Source organism: Caproicibacterium sp. NSD3, from assembly GCF_053613275.1.
Window position 1 is genome coordinate 1,051,881 of record NZ_CM132119.1, and the last position, 18,741, is coordinate 1,070,621.

General features: G+C 42.3%; 15 protein-coding genes and 1 tRNA gene. 12 read left to right on the top strand and 4 right to left on the bottom strand.

Annotated features, from left to right (window positions below; translation table 11 throughout):
* The first annotated feature begins 186 nt into the window (after positions 1 to 186).
* The gene (gene prfB, locus ACVS9P_RS05230; RefSeq protein WP_452104574.1) at positions 187 to 1,320 is read left to right on the top strand and encodes a peptide chain release factor 2; all 1,134 of its coding nucleotides are present in this window, start codon (positions 187 to 189) and stop codon (positions 1,318 to 1,320) included.
* A gap of 74 nt (positions 1,321 to 1,394) precedes the next feature.
* Positions 1,395 to 2,033 carry a pentapeptide repeat-containing protein gene (locus ACVS9P_RS05235; RefSeq protein ID WP_452104575.1) on the top strand — a complete coding sequence of 213 codons (639 nt, stop codon included), beginning with the start codon at positions 1,395 to 1,397 and terminating at the stop codon, positions 2,031 to 2,033.
* A 63-nt stretch (positions 2,034 to 2,096) separates the two neighbouring features.
* On the opposite strand, the gene ACVS9P_RS05240 is transcribed toward ACVS9P_RS05235, so the two are convergent.
* Together ACVS9P_RS05240 and ACVS9P_RS05245 are read right to left on the bottom strand one after the other, a co-directional pair.
* Complete coding sequence (locus ACVS9P_RS05240; protein WP_452104576.1) at positions 2,097 to 3,083, bottom strand: ATP-binding protein; 987 nt, start codon at positions 3,081 to 3,083, stop codon at positions 2,097 to 2,099.
* Positions 3,084 to 4,091, bottom strand: a complete 1,008-nt coding sequence (locus ACVS9P_RS05245; protein ID WP_452104577.1) for a DnaD domain protein — start codon at positions 4,089 to 4,091, stop codon at positions 3,084 to 3,086. It abuts the gene before it with no gap.
* 151 nt (positions 4,092 to 4,242) lie between these two features.
* On the opposite strand from ACVS9P_RS05245, the gene ACVS9P_RS05250 reads away from it, so the two are divergent.
* From ACVS9P_RS05250 to ACVS9P_RS05280, 7 genes are all read left to right on the top strand, one after another.
* Positions 4,243 to 4,318 (top strand) — tRNA-Gly (locus ACVS9P_RS05250).
* Between the two features lie 255 nt (positions 4,319 to 4,573).
* Positions 4,574 to 6,397: a translational GTPase TypA gene (gene typA / locus ACVS9P_RS05255; RefSeq protein ID WP_452104578.1), complete on the top strand. Its 1,824-nt coding sequence runs from the start codon at positions 4,574 to 4,576 to the stop codon at positions 6,395 to 6,397.
* Between the two features lie 17 nt (positions 6,398 to 6,414).
* Positions 6,415 to 7,308 (top strand): exonuclease domain-containing protein, encoded by an 894-nt coding sequence (locus tag ACVS9P_RS05260; RefSeq protein ID WP_452104579.1) that lies wholly within the window; start codon positions 6,415 to 6,417, stop codon positions 7,306 to 7,308.
* 89 nt (positions 7,309 to 7,397) lie between these two features.
* Positions 7,398 to 8,228, top strand: a complete 831-nt coding sequence (gene pgeF / locus ACVS9P_RS05265; protein ID WP_452104580.1) for a peptidoglycan editing factor PgeF — start codon at positions 7,398 to 7,400, stop codon at positions 8,226 to 8,228.
* A complete protein-coding gene (locus ACVS9P_RS05270) occupies positions 8,225 to 9,115 on the top strand; it encodes a radical SAM protein (protein ID WP_452104581.1) in 891 nt (296 codons plus the stop codon). The genes pgeF and ACVS9P_RS05270 overlap by 4 nt, the downstream gene beginning before the upstream one ends.
* A gap of 153 nt (positions 9,116 to 9,268) precedes the next feature.
* On the top strand, positions 9,269 to 10,213 hold the full coding sequence (locus ACVS9P_RS05275) for an alpha/beta fold hydrolase (protein ID WP_452104671.1): 945 nt from the start codon (positions 9,269 to 9,271) through the stop codon (positions 10,211 to 10,213).
* A gap of 73 nt (positions 10,214 to 10,286) precedes the next feature.
* A complete protein-coding gene (locus tag ACVS9P_RS05280; RefSeq protein WP_452104582.1) occupies positions 10,287 to 11,153 on the top strand; it encodes a polysaccharide deacetylase family protein in 867 nt (288 codons plus the stop codon).
* A 60-nt stretch (positions 11,154 to 11,213) separates the two neighbouring features.
* Here ACVS9P_RS05280 and ACVS9P_RS05285 read toward each other — a convergent pair whose 3' ends face one another.
* On the bottom strand, positions 11,214 to 13,583 hold the full coding sequence (locus tag ACVS9P_RS05285) for an HAD-IC family P-type ATPase (protein WP_452104583.1): 2,370 nt from the start codon (positions 13,581 to 13,583) through the stop codon (positions 11,214 to 11,216).
* A 253-nt stretch (positions 13,584 to 13,836) separates the two neighbouring features.
* Here ACVS9P_RS05285 and ACVS9P_RS05290 point away from each other — a divergent pair, with 253 nt between their 5' ends.
* On the top strand, positions 13,837 to 15,015 hold the full coding sequence (locus ACVS9P_RS05290; protein ID WP_452104584.1) for an O-antigen ligase family protein: 1,179 nt from the start codon (positions 13,837 to 13,839) through the stop codon (positions 15,013 to 15,015).
* Positions 15,016 to 15,050: 35 nt separating this feature from the next.
* Here ACVS9P_RS05290 and ACVS9P_RS05295 read toward each other — a convergent pair whose 3' ends face one another.
* Positions 15,051 to 15,947 carry a DMT family transporter gene (locus ACVS9P_RS05295; RefSeq protein ID WP_452104585.1) on the bottom strand — a complete coding sequence of 299 codons (897 nt, stop codon included), beginning with the start codon at positions 15,945 to 15,947 and terminating at the stop codon, positions 15,051 to 15,053.
* Between the two features lie 206 nt (positions 15,948 to 16,153).
* Here ACVS9P_RS05295 and yfmF point away from each other — a divergent pair, with 206 nt between their 5' ends.
* Both yfmF and yfmH read left to right on the top strand, forming a co-directional pair.
* Positions 16,154 to 17,434: an EF-P 5-aminopentanol modification-associated protein YfmF gene (gene yfmF / locus ACVS9P_RS05300; RefSeq protein ID WP_452104586.1), complete on the top strand. Its 1,281-nt coding sequence runs from the start codon at positions 16,154 to 16,156 to the stop codon at positions 17,432 to 17,434.
* Positions 17,431 to 18,720, top strand: coding sequence for an EF-P 5-aminopentanol modification-associated protein YfmH (gene yfmH, locus ACVS9P_RS05305; RefSeq protein ID WP_452104587.1), 1,290 nt, complete (start codon positions 17,431 to 17,433; stop codon positions 18,718 to 18,720). Before yfmF ends, yfmH begins: the two co-directional genes overlap by 4 nt.
* The last annotated feature ends 21 nt before the right edge of the window (positions 18,721 to 18,741 follow it).

Consider the following 18,741-nt stretch of genomic DNA (forward strand, 5'->3'; position numbering starts at 1 on the left):
TTTCCTAAAAACTGCAAGTTTTTTGCGCAAGAGTTTTAAGACTATTTACAATCTGCGTAAAAAATGTAGGAAAATATTCGGAAAAAGCGGATTTGCTTTACAATTTTCTAAAAACAAGATATAATAAAAAACTATGTTAAGTTACTATTTAGGGGACTGCAATTTTAGAAAGTAGGATGGATAATAATGCTGCAATTTGAGGAATTAAAACTTGCTCTGCAAAATCTGCTGCCGGAAATTGAAGATCTGCAGGACGCATTGGGAATCAAAACCATGCGCAATGAGATTGAAGAACTGGATATGAAAGCAGCGGAGCCGAAGTTTTGGGACGATATGGAGAAATCCCAGAAGATTCTGCAGCGTTCCGCCGAACTAAAAAACAAATTGGAATCTTATGAAAAACTTCGCGCTTCATGGGATGATGCACAGGCTCTTTGTGAGTTGGGAGACGAAGAAGGAGACCTTTCTCTTTTGCCAGAAGCACAGACTGAAGTGGATAAAATTCAGAAGAATTTGGAAGATCAGCGTTTAAGGACGCTTTTGACCGGCGAATACGACAGTAAAAATGCGATTCTCACATTCCATGCCGGAGCCGGCGGAACAGAAGCACAGGATTGGGCGGAGATGCTTTACAGAATGTATAGTCGCTGGGCAGAACGTCATGATTATAAAGTAAAGCTGCTCGACTATCTGGACGGAGAAGAGGCGGGGCTTAAGAGCGCCAGCATCCTCTTAGAGGGTGAAAATGCTTATGGTTATTTAAAGGGAGAAAATGGAGTGCATCGTCTTGTTCGTATTTCTCCGTTTGATGCTTCCGGACGCCGTCACACATCGTTTGCTTCTCTGGAAGTGATGCCGGAAATTGATGATTCCGTAGAAGTGGAGATCGATCCTGCAGATATCAAAATGGACGTTTACCGTGCAAGCGGTGCAGGCGGTCAGAAGGTTAATAAGACTTCATCGGCTGTTCGTCTGACTCATATCCCTACCGGGATCGTTGTTGCCTGCCAGGTGGAACGCAGTCAGTATCAAAACCGTGATGTAGCCATGCGAATGCTGAAAAGTAGGCTGGTTGAAATCAAAGAACGCCAAAATCTGGAGAAAATCTCAGATATCAAAGGCGTTCAGAAAGAAATCGCATGGGGAAGTCAAATTCGTTCCTATGTCTTTATGCCATATACGATGGTAAAAGATCATCGTACGGGATATGAGACCGGTAATATCGAAGCTGTGATGGACGGCGATCTGGATGGATTTATCAATGCTTATTTAAAGGCGTTGAGTCTGGGAACGCTGGAAGATAACAGGGGAGAAGAATAACCCCCAAAAGGGAAGCAGACGCATTTTTTGTGTGCCTGCTTCTTTTCTGTTGTTTTAAGAAGGGAGAGAGTTTTTTGTCTGCACCGATTTTAGAGTACTTTGAAGGAGAAAAAGCAGTAAAACTAATTCGTACATTAGGGAAAAAAGAAAGTATGATTTCCGATTGCGTCTTAAAAAATGCAACGTTTTCAGGAATCACTCAAAGTTTAGTTCTAAGAAATGTTGTGATGGAAAATTGTTGTCTTTCTGAAAATGTATTTTTGGAAACGGATATTCGAAACTGTCATATTAAAAATTGTGATTTTTCAAATGTACAGATGGAAAATGCTTTTTTTGAAGCCAGTACTTTTGAAAACTGTAAGTTTGTCGGAAGTGTTTTATGGAATAGCTCTCTGAAAAACATTACTTTTCAAAATGATAATTTTTGCCTGTCCAATTTTGACGGTACACGGTTTCATGAGGTGAATTTTGAAGATTGCGAAAATGAGGGAACGTCGTTTTCCTCCTGCGAATGGAAAAAATTATTCTTTCAAAAGACAGGACTGCGAAAAGCCAATTTTTTTAAGACTCCTTTAAAAGGAATAGATCTTCGTTCTTGCCGGACAGATGGAATGATCGTATCAGCAAAAGAACTTTCCGGAGCGATTGTTACCCCAATCCAGGCTATGGAATTTGCACGGTTGCTGGGATTGATCATCCGGGAAGAAGAATAAAAATCAAAATAACCGAGTACGTCCGATTCTGCTTTGAATTCGGACGTACTTTTTTACACTCATTTAATTTTCGCTTTTTTCAAATCGCTTAATTTGACGAATGTCTTTTCCGAAGAACGGAAGTAAAATATAACTTCCGATGCGGGAGGAAAATCGTTCTGTGTAATTATTTTCCATTTCCTTTAAAGATAAATTGGTGCTGATAATCGTAGGCTTTTTAGAAAGTTGGCGAGAATTTATCAAATTATAAAGAGCCGCCACCGTAAAAGCGGTTCGAAATTCTGTCCCCAAATCGTCCAGAATCAGAAGGTCACAGCTTAAGAGACTTTGTAGGGTGGCTTCTTCCTGATTACTGAAGTGCTCTTTTTCCATTCTGGAAAAAAGTGTAGATGCAGAGCCGTAAACTACTCCGAAGCCTCGGTCAATGACTGCTTTTGCGATGGCAAGAGAAAGGTGAGTTTTCCCTAGTCCGGTGCCGCCGGTCATAAGAAGGCTAGCGGAATCCATAGAAAATGTCTCGGCATATTGTTTACAGCGCTGATAATTCTTTTCCATCAGTTTCTGCGGAGAGAAAGACTTTCCGGAAAAATTTTCAGAAGAATAATAGCGAAGGCTGAATGTTCCAAAAGAGGACAGCTGAAGAGGGGATTCTTCGTTGAGCTCCCGATAGGCTTCTTCTTTCAGAAGCTGCTTCATGCAGGAACACATCCGGCCATCCAAGTATCCGGTATCGCTGCATTTTTTACAGTAGTATTTTGGCTCAAGATCGGCGGCCCTGAGTCCCTCTTTGGCAAGCAAAAGATTCAATTCTTTTTGGAGGCTTTGATTCACATTTTTCAGCATTCCCAAATGCGTCCGTACGTCGCCTCCCTTGAGGACTGCCTTTGCCGCAGCAATTGAAGTATCGGTTAAACTTCGCTCAATTTCTTCTGCTTTCGGCTGTTTTTTAAAAAAAACAGCTTTGAGACGCTCACAGTTTTTTTGGGCTTGATCGCGCCGCAATTCCATCTTCTTGGAAGCGGTATCATAAATTGTTTTGCTATATCCCACTTATTTCACCTCTTTCAGGATTTCGTTCATACTATTCTGAAAATACTCATCTAAATCATGCGTTGTTCCTGACGTTTTGGAAGCGTATTTTTGAGAATCTTTCTGCTCCAACTGTTCCGGAGTTGAGATTCCCTTCTGGTGCCACCCTTCTAAAATCTTATGCATATATCCGGCTGTATATTTTCCAGTGCGGTCGACATTACGGTCATAAGCCAGTTTCAGCATTTGGGGAGAAAATTTCCAGTCCATTATCCAGCAGGAAGCAAGACTGCTTTCACGGGCGGAAGGGGCACGCTTCTGCAGACCGATTGCCTGTTCCACGATACGCCATGAGCGATTCTCTTCAGAAAGGCGATGAAGCTTTTCTTCTGCCTGCTCATGAGTGGTGATTCCTTCGTCAGACCAATTAATCGCAACTTTTTCTATGTAGCGGAAATTTCCCTTTCCAATGCTGACTGCATATTGAATCAGCATGAGGAGAACATCGGTAGGAAGACCATAATCATCATGCAGCATCAAAAGGACTGCCGAGTCTCCGTGTGAGATCAGCCGTCCGAGAATTTGCTGTGCTTCCTGCATCAGACATGCGATCTCTTGGCTTTCCTCAATCCTTTTTGCCACAAATTCCGGATCTGGACGCTGCGGACGGGAAAGCATGGGTGTCGGCGTTATTCTTTGAGCAGAAATTTCAGAAGATGCCACGGGCGTTTTGATAGGAGCTGTGGACCCTTCTGTAACTTTTTTCTCTTGATTGTTTTGGACATTTTGGATGTTTTGGAGCAGCCCGACTTCTTGCCAGTAGCGCAGCGCATCGTTGGCGTCGGCAGAACTGATGCCGAGAAAATCGGCCAGCGCATGCTCATCCAAAGAGCCTTCTTGACAGTGCCGGAGCACCCAAAGCAGTGCTTTTATCTGAACGCTGCCCGCCAATTTCAAATATCGGTCTACCACCGCGTTGGGGACAGCAAAAATGCCCCCCCAGGGGCCAAGATCAATTTTATATTCCATAAGCGGGAGCCTCCATATTTCGATCAATTTTTATTTATTATATCATTTGGATTGAAAGATTACAACGCAGAGTGTATGAATTTCCTGTAAAAACAGGCTTGACAAATTTTGCAGAAAAGTGTATATTGATACCCGTAAGTTTTGGCCTTTTGCGAATGTAGCTCATCTGGTAGAGCGCCACCTTGCCAAGGTGGAGGTAGCGAGTTCGAGCCTCGTCGTTCGCTCCATGTTATTGGCGCACCTCATAAAGCTGGGGTGCGCTTCTTTTTGCCTGAAATTGCATGAACTAGAAAATCGGGTGGATTTTTTCAATTCCGACAGAGTTTTATGAAAATGTTTAGAAATCTTTAGTCATGTCAACCTCAATTTTTTAGGTTCAGGTTATTACTATTTCGTGCAAAATATGATATAATAACTTAGTTTGCTTAATTTACATTTGCAAAAAGGCCCATTGAAGAAGAGTAAAAGAGGTACAAATTGTTATGGATCAAAGAACAGATTTAAGAAACGTCGCCATTATTGCCCACGTTGACCATGGTAAAACCACGCTGGTTGACCAGCTCCTTCGCCAAAGCGGTGTTTTCCGAAGCAACGAAAAAGTGGAAGAGCGAGTGATGGACAGTAACGATCTGGAACGCGAACGTGGAATAACGATCCTTTCCAAGAATACCGCTGTCAAATACAAAAACACGAAAATTAATATTGTTGATACACCCGGCCATGCGGATTTTGGCGGAGAAGTGGAACGAATTCTGATGATGGTCGATGGAGTTCTGCTTTTGGTAGATGCTTTTGAAGGCTGTATGCCGCAGACGCGCTTTGTTCTAAAAAAAGCACTAGGACTCGGGAAAAAGCCGATTGTTGTTGTGAATAAGATTGATCGCCCCGGTGCTCGTCCGATGGAAGTCGTCGATGAAGTCCTCGATTTGTTTATCGAATTAGGGGCCAATGAGGATCAACTCGATTTCCCTGTAATCTATGCTTCCGGTCGTGACGGTTATGCAACAGAGGATCTAAATGTTCCGGGCAAGGATATGGTCCCTCTCTTTGAGGCCATTCTCAAGAACATTCCCGCGCCTACCGGAGACCTGCACGGTCCGACTCAGGTGTTGTTCAGCAATATTGATTATGATGATTATGTAGGGCGGATTGGAGTCGGCCGCGTGGAACGCGGTGAAATTCATGATGGAGAGAGCGTAGTTCTTTGCCATCGTGACGGTACTACACAGAACGTGCATGTAACAAAGCTTTATCAGTTTGAGGGCTTAAAACGTGTTGAGGTAGAAGAAGCACATCTGGGAGATTTGGTTGCTGTTTCTGGCATTACCAATCTTAATATTGGTGAAACAATTTGTTCACCAGACTGTATTGAGCCGCTTCCGTTTGTTAAAATTGACGAGCCGACCGTTTCTATGATGTTTATGGTAAATAATAGTCCCTTTGCTGGACGTGAAGGAAAATATGTGACTTCGCGTAATCTGCGAGATCGTCTGATGAAAGAAATCGAGACGAATGTTGCGCTGCGCGTAGAGGAAACAAATTCTCCAGATACCTTTAAAGTTTCTGGTCGAGGAGAGTTGCATCTTTCTATTCTGATTGAGGAAATGCGGCGTCAGGGATATGAATTTCAGGTTTCCAGCCCGACTGTTATCTATAAGACGATTAACGGCAAAAAATGTGAGCCAATTGAACTGCTGATGATTGAAGTGCCGGATAATTATGTGGGCGCAGTAATGGAAAAACTGGGCAGCCGCAAGGCGGAAATTGTCAACATGGGTACCCGTGATACGGGAATGAGCCATCTGGAATTTAAGATTCCAGCGCGTGGACTCATGGGATATCGTCAGGAATTTTTGACAGATACAAACGGCAATGGTATTATGAATAATGTTTTTGATTCCTACGAGCCGTATAAGGGCGAGATTCAGACACGTAATCAGGGCAGCTTGATTGCGCACGAAGCCGGAATCACAACAGGTTATGGACTTTGGTATGCGCAGGACCGCGGCCGTTTGTTTATCGGGACGAGCGTAGAAGTCTATGAAGGAATGATTGTCGGAGTTAGCCCTAAGAGTGACGATATTGTTGTAAATGTATGCAAGAAAAAGCATGTCACAAATACCCGTTCATCAGGCGCGGACGAATCATTAAAATTAACACCTGCCAGCATTATGAGCTTGGAGCAGTGCTTGGAATTTATTAAAGACGATGAATTGGTGGAAGTTACACCAAAGAGTATCCGTATGCGTAAAATGATTTTGAGCAAAGAGCTTCGCATGAAAAAGGCAAGTCATACAAAATCCTGAAAGATAAGGATTGGCCTATGAAGCAGATTGTTATTCTGGATCTGGAGTGGAATGGAACTTACAGCCGGAGAACGAAGAGTTTTTTCAATGAAATTATTGAGTTTGGAGCAGTTAAATTGGGTCCAGATCTGAACCCGATTGATACTTTTTCTGAATTTATTCATCCGCAGGTTGGAAAAAGAATAAGCGGAAAAATCAGTATGCTGACCAATCTGAAAGATGAGGATTTAGAGGATGGCCTTCTGTTTACGCAGGTGATGAGCCGCTTTAAGAGATGGGCCGGAAAATGTATCCTGATGACGTGGGGGACTTCGGATGTTTTGGCATTGATCGAAAATTGCCGCTATTTTACCGGGAACCCTAAAATCCCTTTTTTGACAGAATATGTTGATCTGCAGGCTTTTTGTGAGGCTCAGATGCACGATAAGAGTGGTCGGCAGATAGGTCTTTCATTTGCAGCAGAAGTTTTGGAAATTAAAGAAGATGACCTCGATCATCATCGGGCACTGGATGATAGCTTTTTGTCGCTGCGCTGCTTTCAAAAATTATATCAGGAAGACGTTTTAAAGGAATTTGTTATGGATGCTTCCTGCAAAGAATTTTATGATCGCATGCTTTTTAAAACGGTGACGATTTGCAGTTTGGATAATCCGCTGATCCATTCTGCGGATATGCGGTTTTGCTGTGACATCTGTGGGCGTCGTGCCCGGAGGAAAACCGATTGGGAGCTTAAAAGCAAAAGCTTTCGGGCACCTTTTTACTGCCGTCATTGTGATCATCAATTTATCGGCCGTGTGCAATTTAAATTAAAATATGAAGGATTAGTGGTCAAAAAGAAGATCCTTCCTTATGAGGAGCCAGAAGCGAAAGAATGCGAAGATGCTCCCCAAAAATCAGAGAGCCGTTCTTAAAAGAGCGGCTTTTTTCTGTATGATCGGCTGATTTTAGCTTCTTTTTATGATACACTGAATTTATCTAACATAAAGGAGTTTTTTTATCTATGCAAAATCATATGAAAGAATGCAGAAATGAGGGCGTTCCCTTTTTAACATTTCCGGAACTTTCCGAATTGCCGCAGTTTCATCATGCTTTTTCGACAAGACTAGGAGGAATCAGCCAAGGATATCTTGCAAGTATGAATTTGGGATTTGGCCGTGGCGATGATGAAAAAACAGTGCTCCGAAATTATAGAATCTTTTGTCATGCTACGGGATTTCCAATAGAATCCCTTGTGTTAACCGCACAGGATCACCATACGAATATCCGCCGAGTTGGAAGAGAAGACTGCGGTGCAGGAATTTTATTTCCAAAGCCATGGCAGAGCGTAGACGGACTGATTACGAATGATCCAGGCGTAACGCTTTGTGTCTTCGGCGCAGATTGTGTCCCGATTTTAATGGTTGATCCAATTTCTCATGCAATTGGAGTTTGTCATGCCGGCTGGCGCGGAACAGTTGGAAAGATTGCTGCTAAAACAGTCTTTTCCATGCAGCGGGAATTTGGCTCTTTGCCCCAGAATTTACAGGCTTTCATTGGACCGTCTATCGGCCCCTGCTGCTTTGAAGTAGACGAGCCTGTCGAACGGGAATTTGCTGCTTTAAAAACGCTTCAGCCGGAGACCTTAATTGAAAAGAAGCCAAATGGAAAATATAATATTGATTTATGGGAAACAAACGCACGCATTTTAAAAGAGGCCGGCGTCCTAAAAGTAACGATCGGCGGCTTGTGTACCAAATGCCATTCGGAACTTGTTTGGTCTCATCGTGCTTCCGGTGGGAAGCGGGGCGGAATGTGCGGAATGTTGATGATTCGGGAGGAAGAGGAGAAATGAATGCTTGCAGACTTTGTCCTAGGGAATGCGGCGCACTTCGTTTAGAAAAATCCGGGGACGGGTATTGCAGGATGGGGACGATGCCAAGCGTTGCGAGAGCGGCACTCCATTATTGGGAAGAACCGTGTATCAGCGGAACAAAAGGAAGCGGAACCGTCTTTTTTACCGGATGTTCGCTTCAGTGCGTTTTTTGCCAGAATGAGCAGATCAGTCTTCGCAGGGAAGTGGGGAAATATTTGACGCCAAAGCAGCTTTCAGAAGTTTTCTTTCACTTAGTCGATCAAGGCGCGCATAATATCAATCTGGTATCGGCCTGCCATTTTGCTCCGGCAGTAGCAGAAGCTCTTTCTTATCGGAAACTTCCGGTTCCGGTTGTTTATAATTCCAGTGGATATGAATCGATTGAGACACTGCATATGCTGGAAGGACTGATTGATATTTATCTTCCAGATTACAAATACGATGATTCGGCACTCTCGAAAGAACTTTCCAATGCGGAAAATTATGTAACGTCTGCGCGTCAGGCAATTTTGGAAATGGCTCGTCAGACGGGGCCGTGCGTGATTGATGACAATGGGCTGATGCAGAGAGGGACGATTGTTCGACATTTGATCCTTCCCGGTCACACGAAAAATTCGATTGCAGCGCTTGATTGGATGAAAGAGAATTTGCCGAAGGGGGTTCTTGTCAGCTTAATGGCACAGTATCTGCCATGCGGAAAAGCGAAAGAGATGCCCCCGATTGACCGCAGAATTACAGAGCGTGAATATCAGAAAGTGCAGTCCCATTTATTCCAACTTGGATTGGAGGGATTTGTGCAGGATCGGACTTCAGCACAAAAAAAATTTATTCCCTCTTTTTGTTTAGAAGGGCTGGAATCTTTCTAATATGGTTGCTTTCATAAAAATTTTTCAAATTGATTAGAAAAACACGTTGATTTCTTTGAAAATTTACAAATCAGCCAAAAATACATTCCCAACTTTTTGTATAATAAAATAGAAGAAGATTTGATGCAAAAGGAGGGATTTCTTTTGGAAATTGTGGAAAGAGAGCTGTCCTTTGATTCCTGTGTAGACAGCGAGCGAATTTTTGTCAGAATGTTTGAGCCGAAAGAACAAGAGAATATTCGTGCGGTGGTACAGATTGCCCACGGAATGGCAGAACATAGCCTTGAATATGTTCCTTTTTGTAAATATATAGCTTCAAATGGATTTGCAGTGGCGATAAATGATCATCTTGGACATGGAAAGTCGGTTTCCACCGGCAGTACTTATGGATATTTTGGAACCGGCGGAACCGATAATCTGATCGGTGATATGCATAAGCTTGTCTGTATGGAACAGGGAGCGCATCCGGGAAAGCCTTATTTTTTAATTGGTCATGATATGGGTTCCTTTCTTGCAAGAGAGTATGCTGTGCGCTATGGTGGGGATCTAACAGGAGTGGTTTATATCGGAACCTGTGGTCCAGTACCGAATTCTGTTTATGAGGTCGAATTGCGCCTTGCAAACCGTATGATTCGAAAGAAAGGTGCTTTAGCCCACGATCCTATTTTTAAGCGTTTGAGTACACAGCAGTATAATAAGCATTTTGCTCCGAATCGTACGGAAAACGATTGGATTTCAAGAGATGAAAAGGCGGTTGACCAGTATACAGAAGACCCTCTTTGTGGATTCGATTTGACAGTTTCCGGATATCGGGATGTTTTAGAACTGCAGAGAAGGGTTTCTTCTGCTCAGTGGTTCCGCTTGGTGCCCGATATTCCCACTTTGCTTTGTTCCGGGGATCATGATCCGATCGGGGAGAATGGAAAAGGTCCTTTGCGCGTAGCGAAGCGTTTGTATCGTGCAGGCAAAACGAAGGTAGAGGTAAAATTGTATCCCAGTGCACGTCATGCGATTTTAGCAGAGACAAATGCGCAGGAGGTATTTGAAGAAATTCTTTCTTTTTTCGAAAAGATATTGATGGAATCGTTTTCAAAATAAAACAGATAAATTAGAATTTGATTGCATAAATGGTGCATCTGCCCCGTACGTTTTAGGAGGAGGCGGATGCGCCATGTTTTTTATTGGCAAAATTCACCGCGGAGTATTAGCTGCTTGCCTTGCAGTTGCCGCGGGATTTTTAATTTGGGGAGCCTCACACACTGCGGCAGTGGCAGTTCAGGCACAGCCGGTAAAAGGTGTTAATCTTCCCATTATCATGTATCACAGTATTCTTCCATATAATACGTCCAGAAGTAAATATATTGTTTCTCCAAAAGTATTGGAGAACGACCTTATTTATCTGCAGCAGGAGCACTTTACAACGGTTACGATGCAGGACGTGATTGCTTATGTCAAAGACGGCACAGAGCTTCCGGAGAAGCCGATTTTGATTACATTTGATGATGGATATTATAATAACTATGTGTACGCATATCCGCTTTTTAAAAAGTACAATATGAAAATGATGCTTTCTCCGATCGCTCATTTTTCCGAGCTTTTCAGCGAGAAGGATGGCGGACACGAAACTTATTCTCATGCAACATGGGATCAGCTTTCTGAGATGCAGCAAAGCGGGGTTGTGGAGATCCAAAATCATACGTATAATCTACACAGTCAAAAGGGACGTTTGGGTGCCAAAAAGTTAAAGACTGAAAACACACAGGAATATCAGGTGATGCTGCGTAAGGATTTACAGCAGGCGCAGAGTATGATAAAAGAACATGTTGGGGTTGATATGAATGTTTTTGTATATCCTTTTGGTGCTGTCAGCCCGGAAGCATTGCCGGTCATTCGTTCGCTGGGATTTGAGGCAACTTTGACTTGTCAAGCAAAAATGAATGTCCTGACGCATTCGGAGAATTGCCTAATTGGGCTGGGCAGATTTCTTCGTCCGCCAGGAGAAAGCAGCGCTGCATACTTTTCAAGAATTATGGAATAAAAAAGCGCCGGCAGATTGATTGTTCTGTCGGCGCTTCTTTTATAAAACTTTATAAAATTTTTAATGAAGTGTTTTTTCTCTGTGCGATTTTTTGTGTGGGCGCATAATGATCCGGTCGATCAAATGCGACAAGAAAATCATCATAGCTGTTGCACAGAACAACAGCGGAATTAAAAGCAACACCATTGGCATCGTAAGAGGAACCAGAGAGAAAAGAGGCTGAAAATAAATTTGTGCAATCAAGAAGCCTACACACATCAAAGAAAACAGAATGGTATGAATCGCATTAAATGGGAAGCAGACTTTAAAGAGGTTCATTAATCCGGTATAGCAGGTTAGCATCACAGATAGGGTGGAAAGCTGACCCGCATTGAGTCCCAGGAAGGAAGCACACGGAACCAGAAGCAAAATATTTGCAGCCATTGTAATTGCACCTGGAATGGATTTTTTAATAATATTGAGAATGAACTTTCCGTGGATTCGTTCCTTATTGGGTTCCAGCGCAAGGAAGAATGAAGGAATCCCGATTGTCAGTGCATTAATCAGTGTAAACTGAATTGGTTCAAACGGATAAGTGGTTTGAAGAAAGATAAAGCAGATCGCAATAATGGTGCTAAAGAAAGATTTTACTAAAAACAGGGAGGAAGAGCGCTGAAGGTTATTGATGGAGCGCCTGCCCTCTGCAACGATCGAAGGCATCGAAGCAAAATCGGAATCCATCAGAACGATCTGACTGACGGTTCTTGCAGCATCACTTCCAGAAGCCATTGCAATGCTGCAGTCGCTTTCTTTTAGTGCCAATACATCATTGACACCGTCTCCTGTCATTGCAACGGTATGACCGTTGCTTTTCAGAGACTGAACGAGCTGCAGTTTTTGCTGAGGAGTTACTCTTCCGAAGACTGTGTATTTTGTCGCAGCTTCTCTGACATCACTTTCACTTTTTAAAGTGGTGGCGTCAACCCATTGGTCAGCGTTTTTAAGGCCGGCCTTCTGCGCAATTTTAGAAACAGTGATCGCATTGTCTCCGGAAATTACTTTTAAATCAACTCCCTGATCAGCAAAGTATTGCAGGGTATTATTGGCGCTTTTCCGGATTCGGTCACTGATCATGAAAAGTGCTTTCGGGGCAATATCTTCTGGAAGAGTCTGATTACAGAGCGGCTTTTCACTATAAGCCAAGACCAACACACGCTGACCTTTTTGGGAAGCCTTTTCGACCTGAGGACGGATCTCAGAAAAGCGGCTGCCCAATACAAATTCGCCTGCACCCAATACATAAGTACCGTGTTCATTAAAAGAGACACCGCTCCATTTGCGCGCAGAGGAAAATGGAACGCTTACGATGGGGTCCCATGAAGGCGGCTGGGGACAAAATTCTGAAATTGCGGCAGATGTTGGGTTTGCGTCATTTAGTGTATGAATAATGGCTGAGGCGGCATCTTTTAATAACGCTGTTTCCTCATCATTAAAAGGCGCAAATTGGTCTACCTGCATGGTGCCTTCCGTAATAGTACCGGTTTTATCGAGGCAAAGCGTATCAACCCTTGCTAAAGTTTCAATCGAATAGAGTTCTTGTACGAGCGCATGCTTGTGAGAGAGGCGAACAATTCCAACGGCGAGCACAACGCTGGTCAGAAGAACAAGCCCCTCTGGAATCATCCCGATCAGAGCGGCAACGGTACTGATAATACTTTCACCAAAATCAATATTAGAGATAAAGACCTGTTTGTAAAAAAGGGCAAATCCCACTGGAAATAGAATGAACCCAATAATTTTAATCAGCAGGTTGATAGACTGCATGATCTCGGAATTTGGTTTCTTAATGTATTTAGCACTGCTTGTGATTTTTGCAGCATAGTTATCTTTTCCGATATGTTCTACTTGTGCCTGACAGGTGCCTGACACTAAGAAGCTTCCAGAGAGCAGATGATCACCCGGCTGCTTTATGATCGGGTCTGATTCGCCGGTGATTAATGATTCGTTGACTTCGCATTCGCCGGAGATGACGACCGCATCGGAGCAGATTTGATTTCCTGAAGAAAGCACCATCAAATCATCTAAGACAATTTTTGAAATCTCAATTTTTTGCTTTTTTCCGTCCCGGATCACCAAAACTTTGGGAGATGCAATCAAAGAAAGTTGGTCGATCGTTTTCTTTGCGCGAATTTCCTGAAAGCATCCAATGAATGTATTGCAGATCATAACTCCCAGAAAAAGCGCATTTTTAAAAGAACCTACAAAAAGGACAAGAGCACCTAAAATCAGGTTCAAAATATTAAATGGGTTGATTGTGTTTTCGAAAATAATCCGCTTCGTGCTTTTGGTTTGAATATCTTCTGTGCCATTTACAAGACCTTTTTGAATCCGTTCTTGTACTTCTGCTGAGGTAAGACCACCTGTATGCGACGTGTGATTTTCGTGCTCCATATGTTGCTCCTTGTCGTCTTTAAATTATTAGTTTTTATTATACTATTTTTGCGTGACTATCTCAACCGTAAGAAAACGTGTTTCACAATTATTCAAATATATTTTTTTATTTGTTCATAATTTGAATGGTATTTTAAGAATGAAAAGCTTTTAAATAGAAGAAGATTGCATTTTGGTACGTTCATGGTATAATAAAATTTCAGAATAATGGGGATGTTGCGAAAATACGCAGATGTTTCAAAGAAGAAGGAGGTTGGTCGATATTCAGGATCTGATTGCAAAAATACGTTGTTTTGTTTCCGAACAGCCCAACGCAGTTTGTTATTTGGCATTGATCCTTACGGCTTCCATTTTTCTTCCGTATGTAATAACGGCAGGCGTTTTGATTTTGTCTTGTTTTTATATATTGCTTCATAAAAAGCAGCGCCGGATTATTTTAAAAGTTCCTTATGGAAGGGTATTGATTGGATTCTTCGGGATTTCAGCTTTACTTTCTGCCTATTATGGGAATCGTTTAGGAATAGCCTGCTGCTTTGGAATTTTTACGATTTATGTATGTGCATTTTATCTGCGTTCCGTTATGACGTACTCGCTGTTTTATCTTATGATGGATACTGCTTGCGCTGGAAGTGTTTTAGCAGCTCTGTTTGCTATTTATCAAAAATTATCTCAGTATAGCACAATGCCTACATATCGCCCGGAATCGTTTTTTTTGAACCCGAATTATTATGGAGCAATTATTGAATTTGTTGTCATTATTGCAATTTATCGTGCGGATATAAATTCACAGGGAAGGCCCTTTTATGCGGCAGTTATTGGAATCAATTTAATTGGGCTCTATCTTTGTGCATCAATGTCTGCATGGACGGCTATGACTGCCGGAGTTCTGGTTTTCCTGCTTTTAAAGAAAAGGTATAAAATTGCAGCCATTTATCTTACCATTTTAATTTTGTTTATTTTGGCCTGTAATTTTATTCCTAGCCTTTTCCCACGTTTCAATAGTATCGATGACACAACCAGTAATCGAATGGATGTCTGGTGGGGAGCGTTCCATGGCTTTCTTGATACGCCAATGCTGGGACGCGGCCCGATGGCTTATACGATTGTTTCCAAAGAACTTGGAACTTACAGCACCTATCATTGCCATAATCTCTTTTTGGACATGATGCTAAACTATGGAATTATTGGCTGTGGTGTCTTCTTGACTTTTATGATTGCACAGGTAAAACAGCTTTGGAAACGGCTAAAACGAAAAGCCTATAGAGGGATTGCATTGTTGACCGTGAGCCTTACGATCGCTGTTTTGATTCATGGGATTACAGATGTGACGATTTTCTGGATTCAGACGGGGCTGCTTTTTATGTTGGCTTATACTGGGACGGGAATTCGAAATTGGCCGGAAGATTCTACAAGTTTAAAAAAAGAGCAATAAAAAAGCGGCTGTCTAAAAACAGCCGCTTTTTATTTTTAAGGTTCGTTTTTTGAGGGCGGACCTGCTTTACTTAAAATACTAGGCAGTTCGGAAATGAGCATGGCTAGAAAGATCATCGCAAAACCTGCTACCAGTTTTATAGTGAGAGGTTCTCCGAGAAAAACAATGCCGCTGATGCAGCCGATCAATGATTCCAGAGACATGATTAAAGAAGCTTTCGAAGGGCTTACGTATTTTTCTCCGACAGCCTGTAGTCCAAGTGCGATCATTGTGCAGAAAACGGAGAGATATAAAATAGGCAAAAGGGAAGCGGCCGATAATACCGGAACTGGCTCTGTAAAAATAGCAACCAAAAAGCTGAGAATGCCGACGATAAAAAATTGAAGGATGCTCATTAGAATCGGGTCATATTGTCTGGAAGCGATGCTTAAAAAAATGATATGAAACGCAAAGGAAAAGCCACACAGAATTGTCAAAAAATCCCCGAAATTAAGAGAAAAAGAATCTCCGGAAAGAGAGATTAACGCGATCCCAATGATACAGAAAAAAGCGGAGATTAAATTGGCGGGCCGGGGACGAACTTTTCGAATGATCCAGTATAAAAACGGAACAATTATCACATAAATCGTTGTTAAAAATGCATTTTTCCCTGCAGTGGTGTATTTTATGGCAACGGTTTGAAGATAGTAAGATAAAAAGAGAAGTCCGCCAAGAACAAAACTAAATTTTAGAGAGTCGAGTGTGAGAAGTTTTAGCTTTTTGTGAAAAATCAAGGCCATCATGACGGCCGCAAAAAGAAAACGAATTCCAAGTAAATATCCTGGTTCAACTAGAGTTGTTGCTTGTTTTATAATAACAAAGCTAGTCCCCCATAGGATGGTGACCAAAAATAAACCAGACTCAGCGAGATGGACTTTTTTTTGATTTTGCATAAATTTATAATTCCTCCAATGAAAATACAAATTAGTATAACATAAATTCTACGCAAAAGCCATTTTGAGAAAAGGAAATTTAAATGTATAAATAACGTTATTTTTGTGCAAGTTCATAGAATATTTAGAATATTCATTCTTTTCTATCGGAGGAGGATGTGTTATAATAAATAAATTAATGAGGCTTGAAATTGGAGATGAATGATATGCCCGAACTAGAACAGACGGCGCTTGGAAACGGGATTCGTTTTCTCGGCGTTCGGGATCCTAAATTTAAAACATTTCGTATTTCTGTAAACTTTTTTCTACCTATGAAGAAGGATCGTGCGGCTGCAATGGCAATGATTCCATTTTTGCTTAGCCGTGCCAGCCGTAAGTACCCAGATTTTTCTGCCATGAGTAAAAAGATGGCAGATCTTTATGGATCGGTGGTTACTGCAGAAGCTTCTAAACTGGGAGACGCGCAGGTGTTGACGCTTTCCGCTGGCGGAATATCAGATCGCTACGCACTTTCACAAGAGAAAATTTCCTATGAACTTGCAAATGTACTTTGCGGGATGATCTTTGATCCGTTGGTTGAAAATGGTCTGTTCCCAAAAGATGGATTTGAACAGGAAAAGCGGCAGTCATTGGAACGTATGGATGCAGAGTATAACGACAAACGCACCTATGCACTTTTGCAGTGCCAAAAGTTGATGCTTTCGAATGAGCCTGCTGGAATTGACCGTTTTGGAGGAAGGAGTGCGGTGAAAGCACTTCGTCCGGAGGAACTTGTTCCCGCATGGAAAGAACTACTTCACAACTCTAAAATTGAGCTGCTCTCTCTCGGAGATTGTGATCCACAGGCTGTTTGCAGCGGATTCCAAAAAGCATTTTCGGGAATTCATCGGGAACCGGAAACATGTGATACGATTGTTAGAGCGCCTTCCGAAAAAATTCTAGAGAAGACGGAAAAGCAGAATGTCGCACAGGGGAAACTTGTAATGGGATTGCGCTCTGCAATCAATCTGCAGTCTCCTGAGTGGCCGGCAATGGCTCTGATGAATACCGTCTTTGGCGGTTCCCCCAGCAGTAAATTGTTTCTGAATGTGCGTGAAAAATTGAGCCTATGCTATTACTGCAGTTCCCTTTTTGATAGCATGAAGGGAACTATGTTTGTTCAAAGTGGCGTTGAGACCAAAAATTTTGAAGCGGCACAGGCGGAGATTCAGCGCCAGATGAGTGAAATGAAAAAAGGAAATATCACTGAAGAGGAAATTTCTTCGGCAAAGCTCACCATGGAAAATTCCTATCGCACAGTGATGGATTCTCTCTGGTCTTTGGAAAACTGGTATGTGGGTCAGACGTATGCGCCAAAAATCAAGACGCCTTTGGATTATGCCGAGCAGATTTCAAAGGTCAAATCAGAAGAGATTGTCAAAGCGGCGCAAAAGATACAGCCTGCTGCCATTTATCGTTTGACATCATCTGAGGGGGCAAAGTCATGAAGCTGAGTGAATTAAAAGAAGTTCGCAGTGAGCGGCTGGGTGATTCCTATTATGAAGGAAAGCATCCTTCCGGGCTGCAGATTTATTTATACCCAAAGAAGCAAAATGCTTCTACCTATGCAATCTTTGGAACACGGTATGGCTCTGTGGATACAAGATTCCGCCGCTCTGATGAGAAAGAGGAGAGCAAAGTTCCGGCTGGAATTGCACATTATCTGGAGCATAAGCTTTTTGAGAGCGAAGACGGGGACGCTTTTACTCGTTATGCAAAAACAGGGGCTTCGGCCAATGCATATACTTCTTTTGATGTGACCTGCTATCTGTTTTCCTGTACAGAGCATGTTTATGATTCACTCGAGATTTTGCTGGATTTTGTTCAGTCTCCTTATTTTACGGAACAGACAGTCAAAAAAGAGCAGGGAATCATAGGGCAGGAAATTCGTATGTACGACGATGATCCGGATTGGCGTGTCCTCTTTAATATGTTAGAGGCTATGTATCAGAATCATCCGGTCAAAGTGGATATTGCAGGAACAGTAGAGAGTATTGCGAAAATCACGCCGGAATTGCTTTATCGGTGCTACCATACTTTTTATAACTTGAACAATATGGTGCTTTGCGTGGTTGGTAATATTGATCCGCAGAAAGTGCTTGATCTTTGTGATAAAATGCTGAAACCGAGCAAAGCGGTAACAGTAGACCGGATTTTTGAACCGGAACCGGAAACAGTGCTGAAATCCCGTATAGAGCAAAGCCTTAGCGTGGCTTCTCCGCTTTTCAGTCTTGGCTTTAAAGAAAAAGCGGAAAGACGCGCAACGACCAAAGAGATGGCAGAGACCAGTATTCTGTTGTCACTTTTAGCCGACGATTGCTCACCGCTTTTTAGAAGACTTTTGGACGCTTCCCTCATTAATGAGAGCAGCTTTGGATATGAGAATTTTGAAGGGCCCGGTTATGCCTGTGTTATTTTTTCCGGAGAATCAAAAGAGCCGGATGCTGTTGAAAAAGAAATCTTAAAGGAACTCGAAAGCTATCGTAAAAACGGTGTTTCCGATGAAGCGTTTGAGCGTGCAAAGAAAACAGTATACGGAAAAAATGTGTCCTCGTTTAACAGTGTCGAAAGTATTGCCAATGCGATGGCTTCATTTTCATTTGCAGATCGTTCTTTGTTTGCGTATGTAGATGCAATTGCAAATGCGACAAAAGAAGAGGTGTTGTCTCGTTTGAATACGCAGCTGCTACCGGAAAATCGTGTCCTTTCGATCATCCATCCGGAGAAAGCTTAAATGCTTTTTTCGGGTTACATA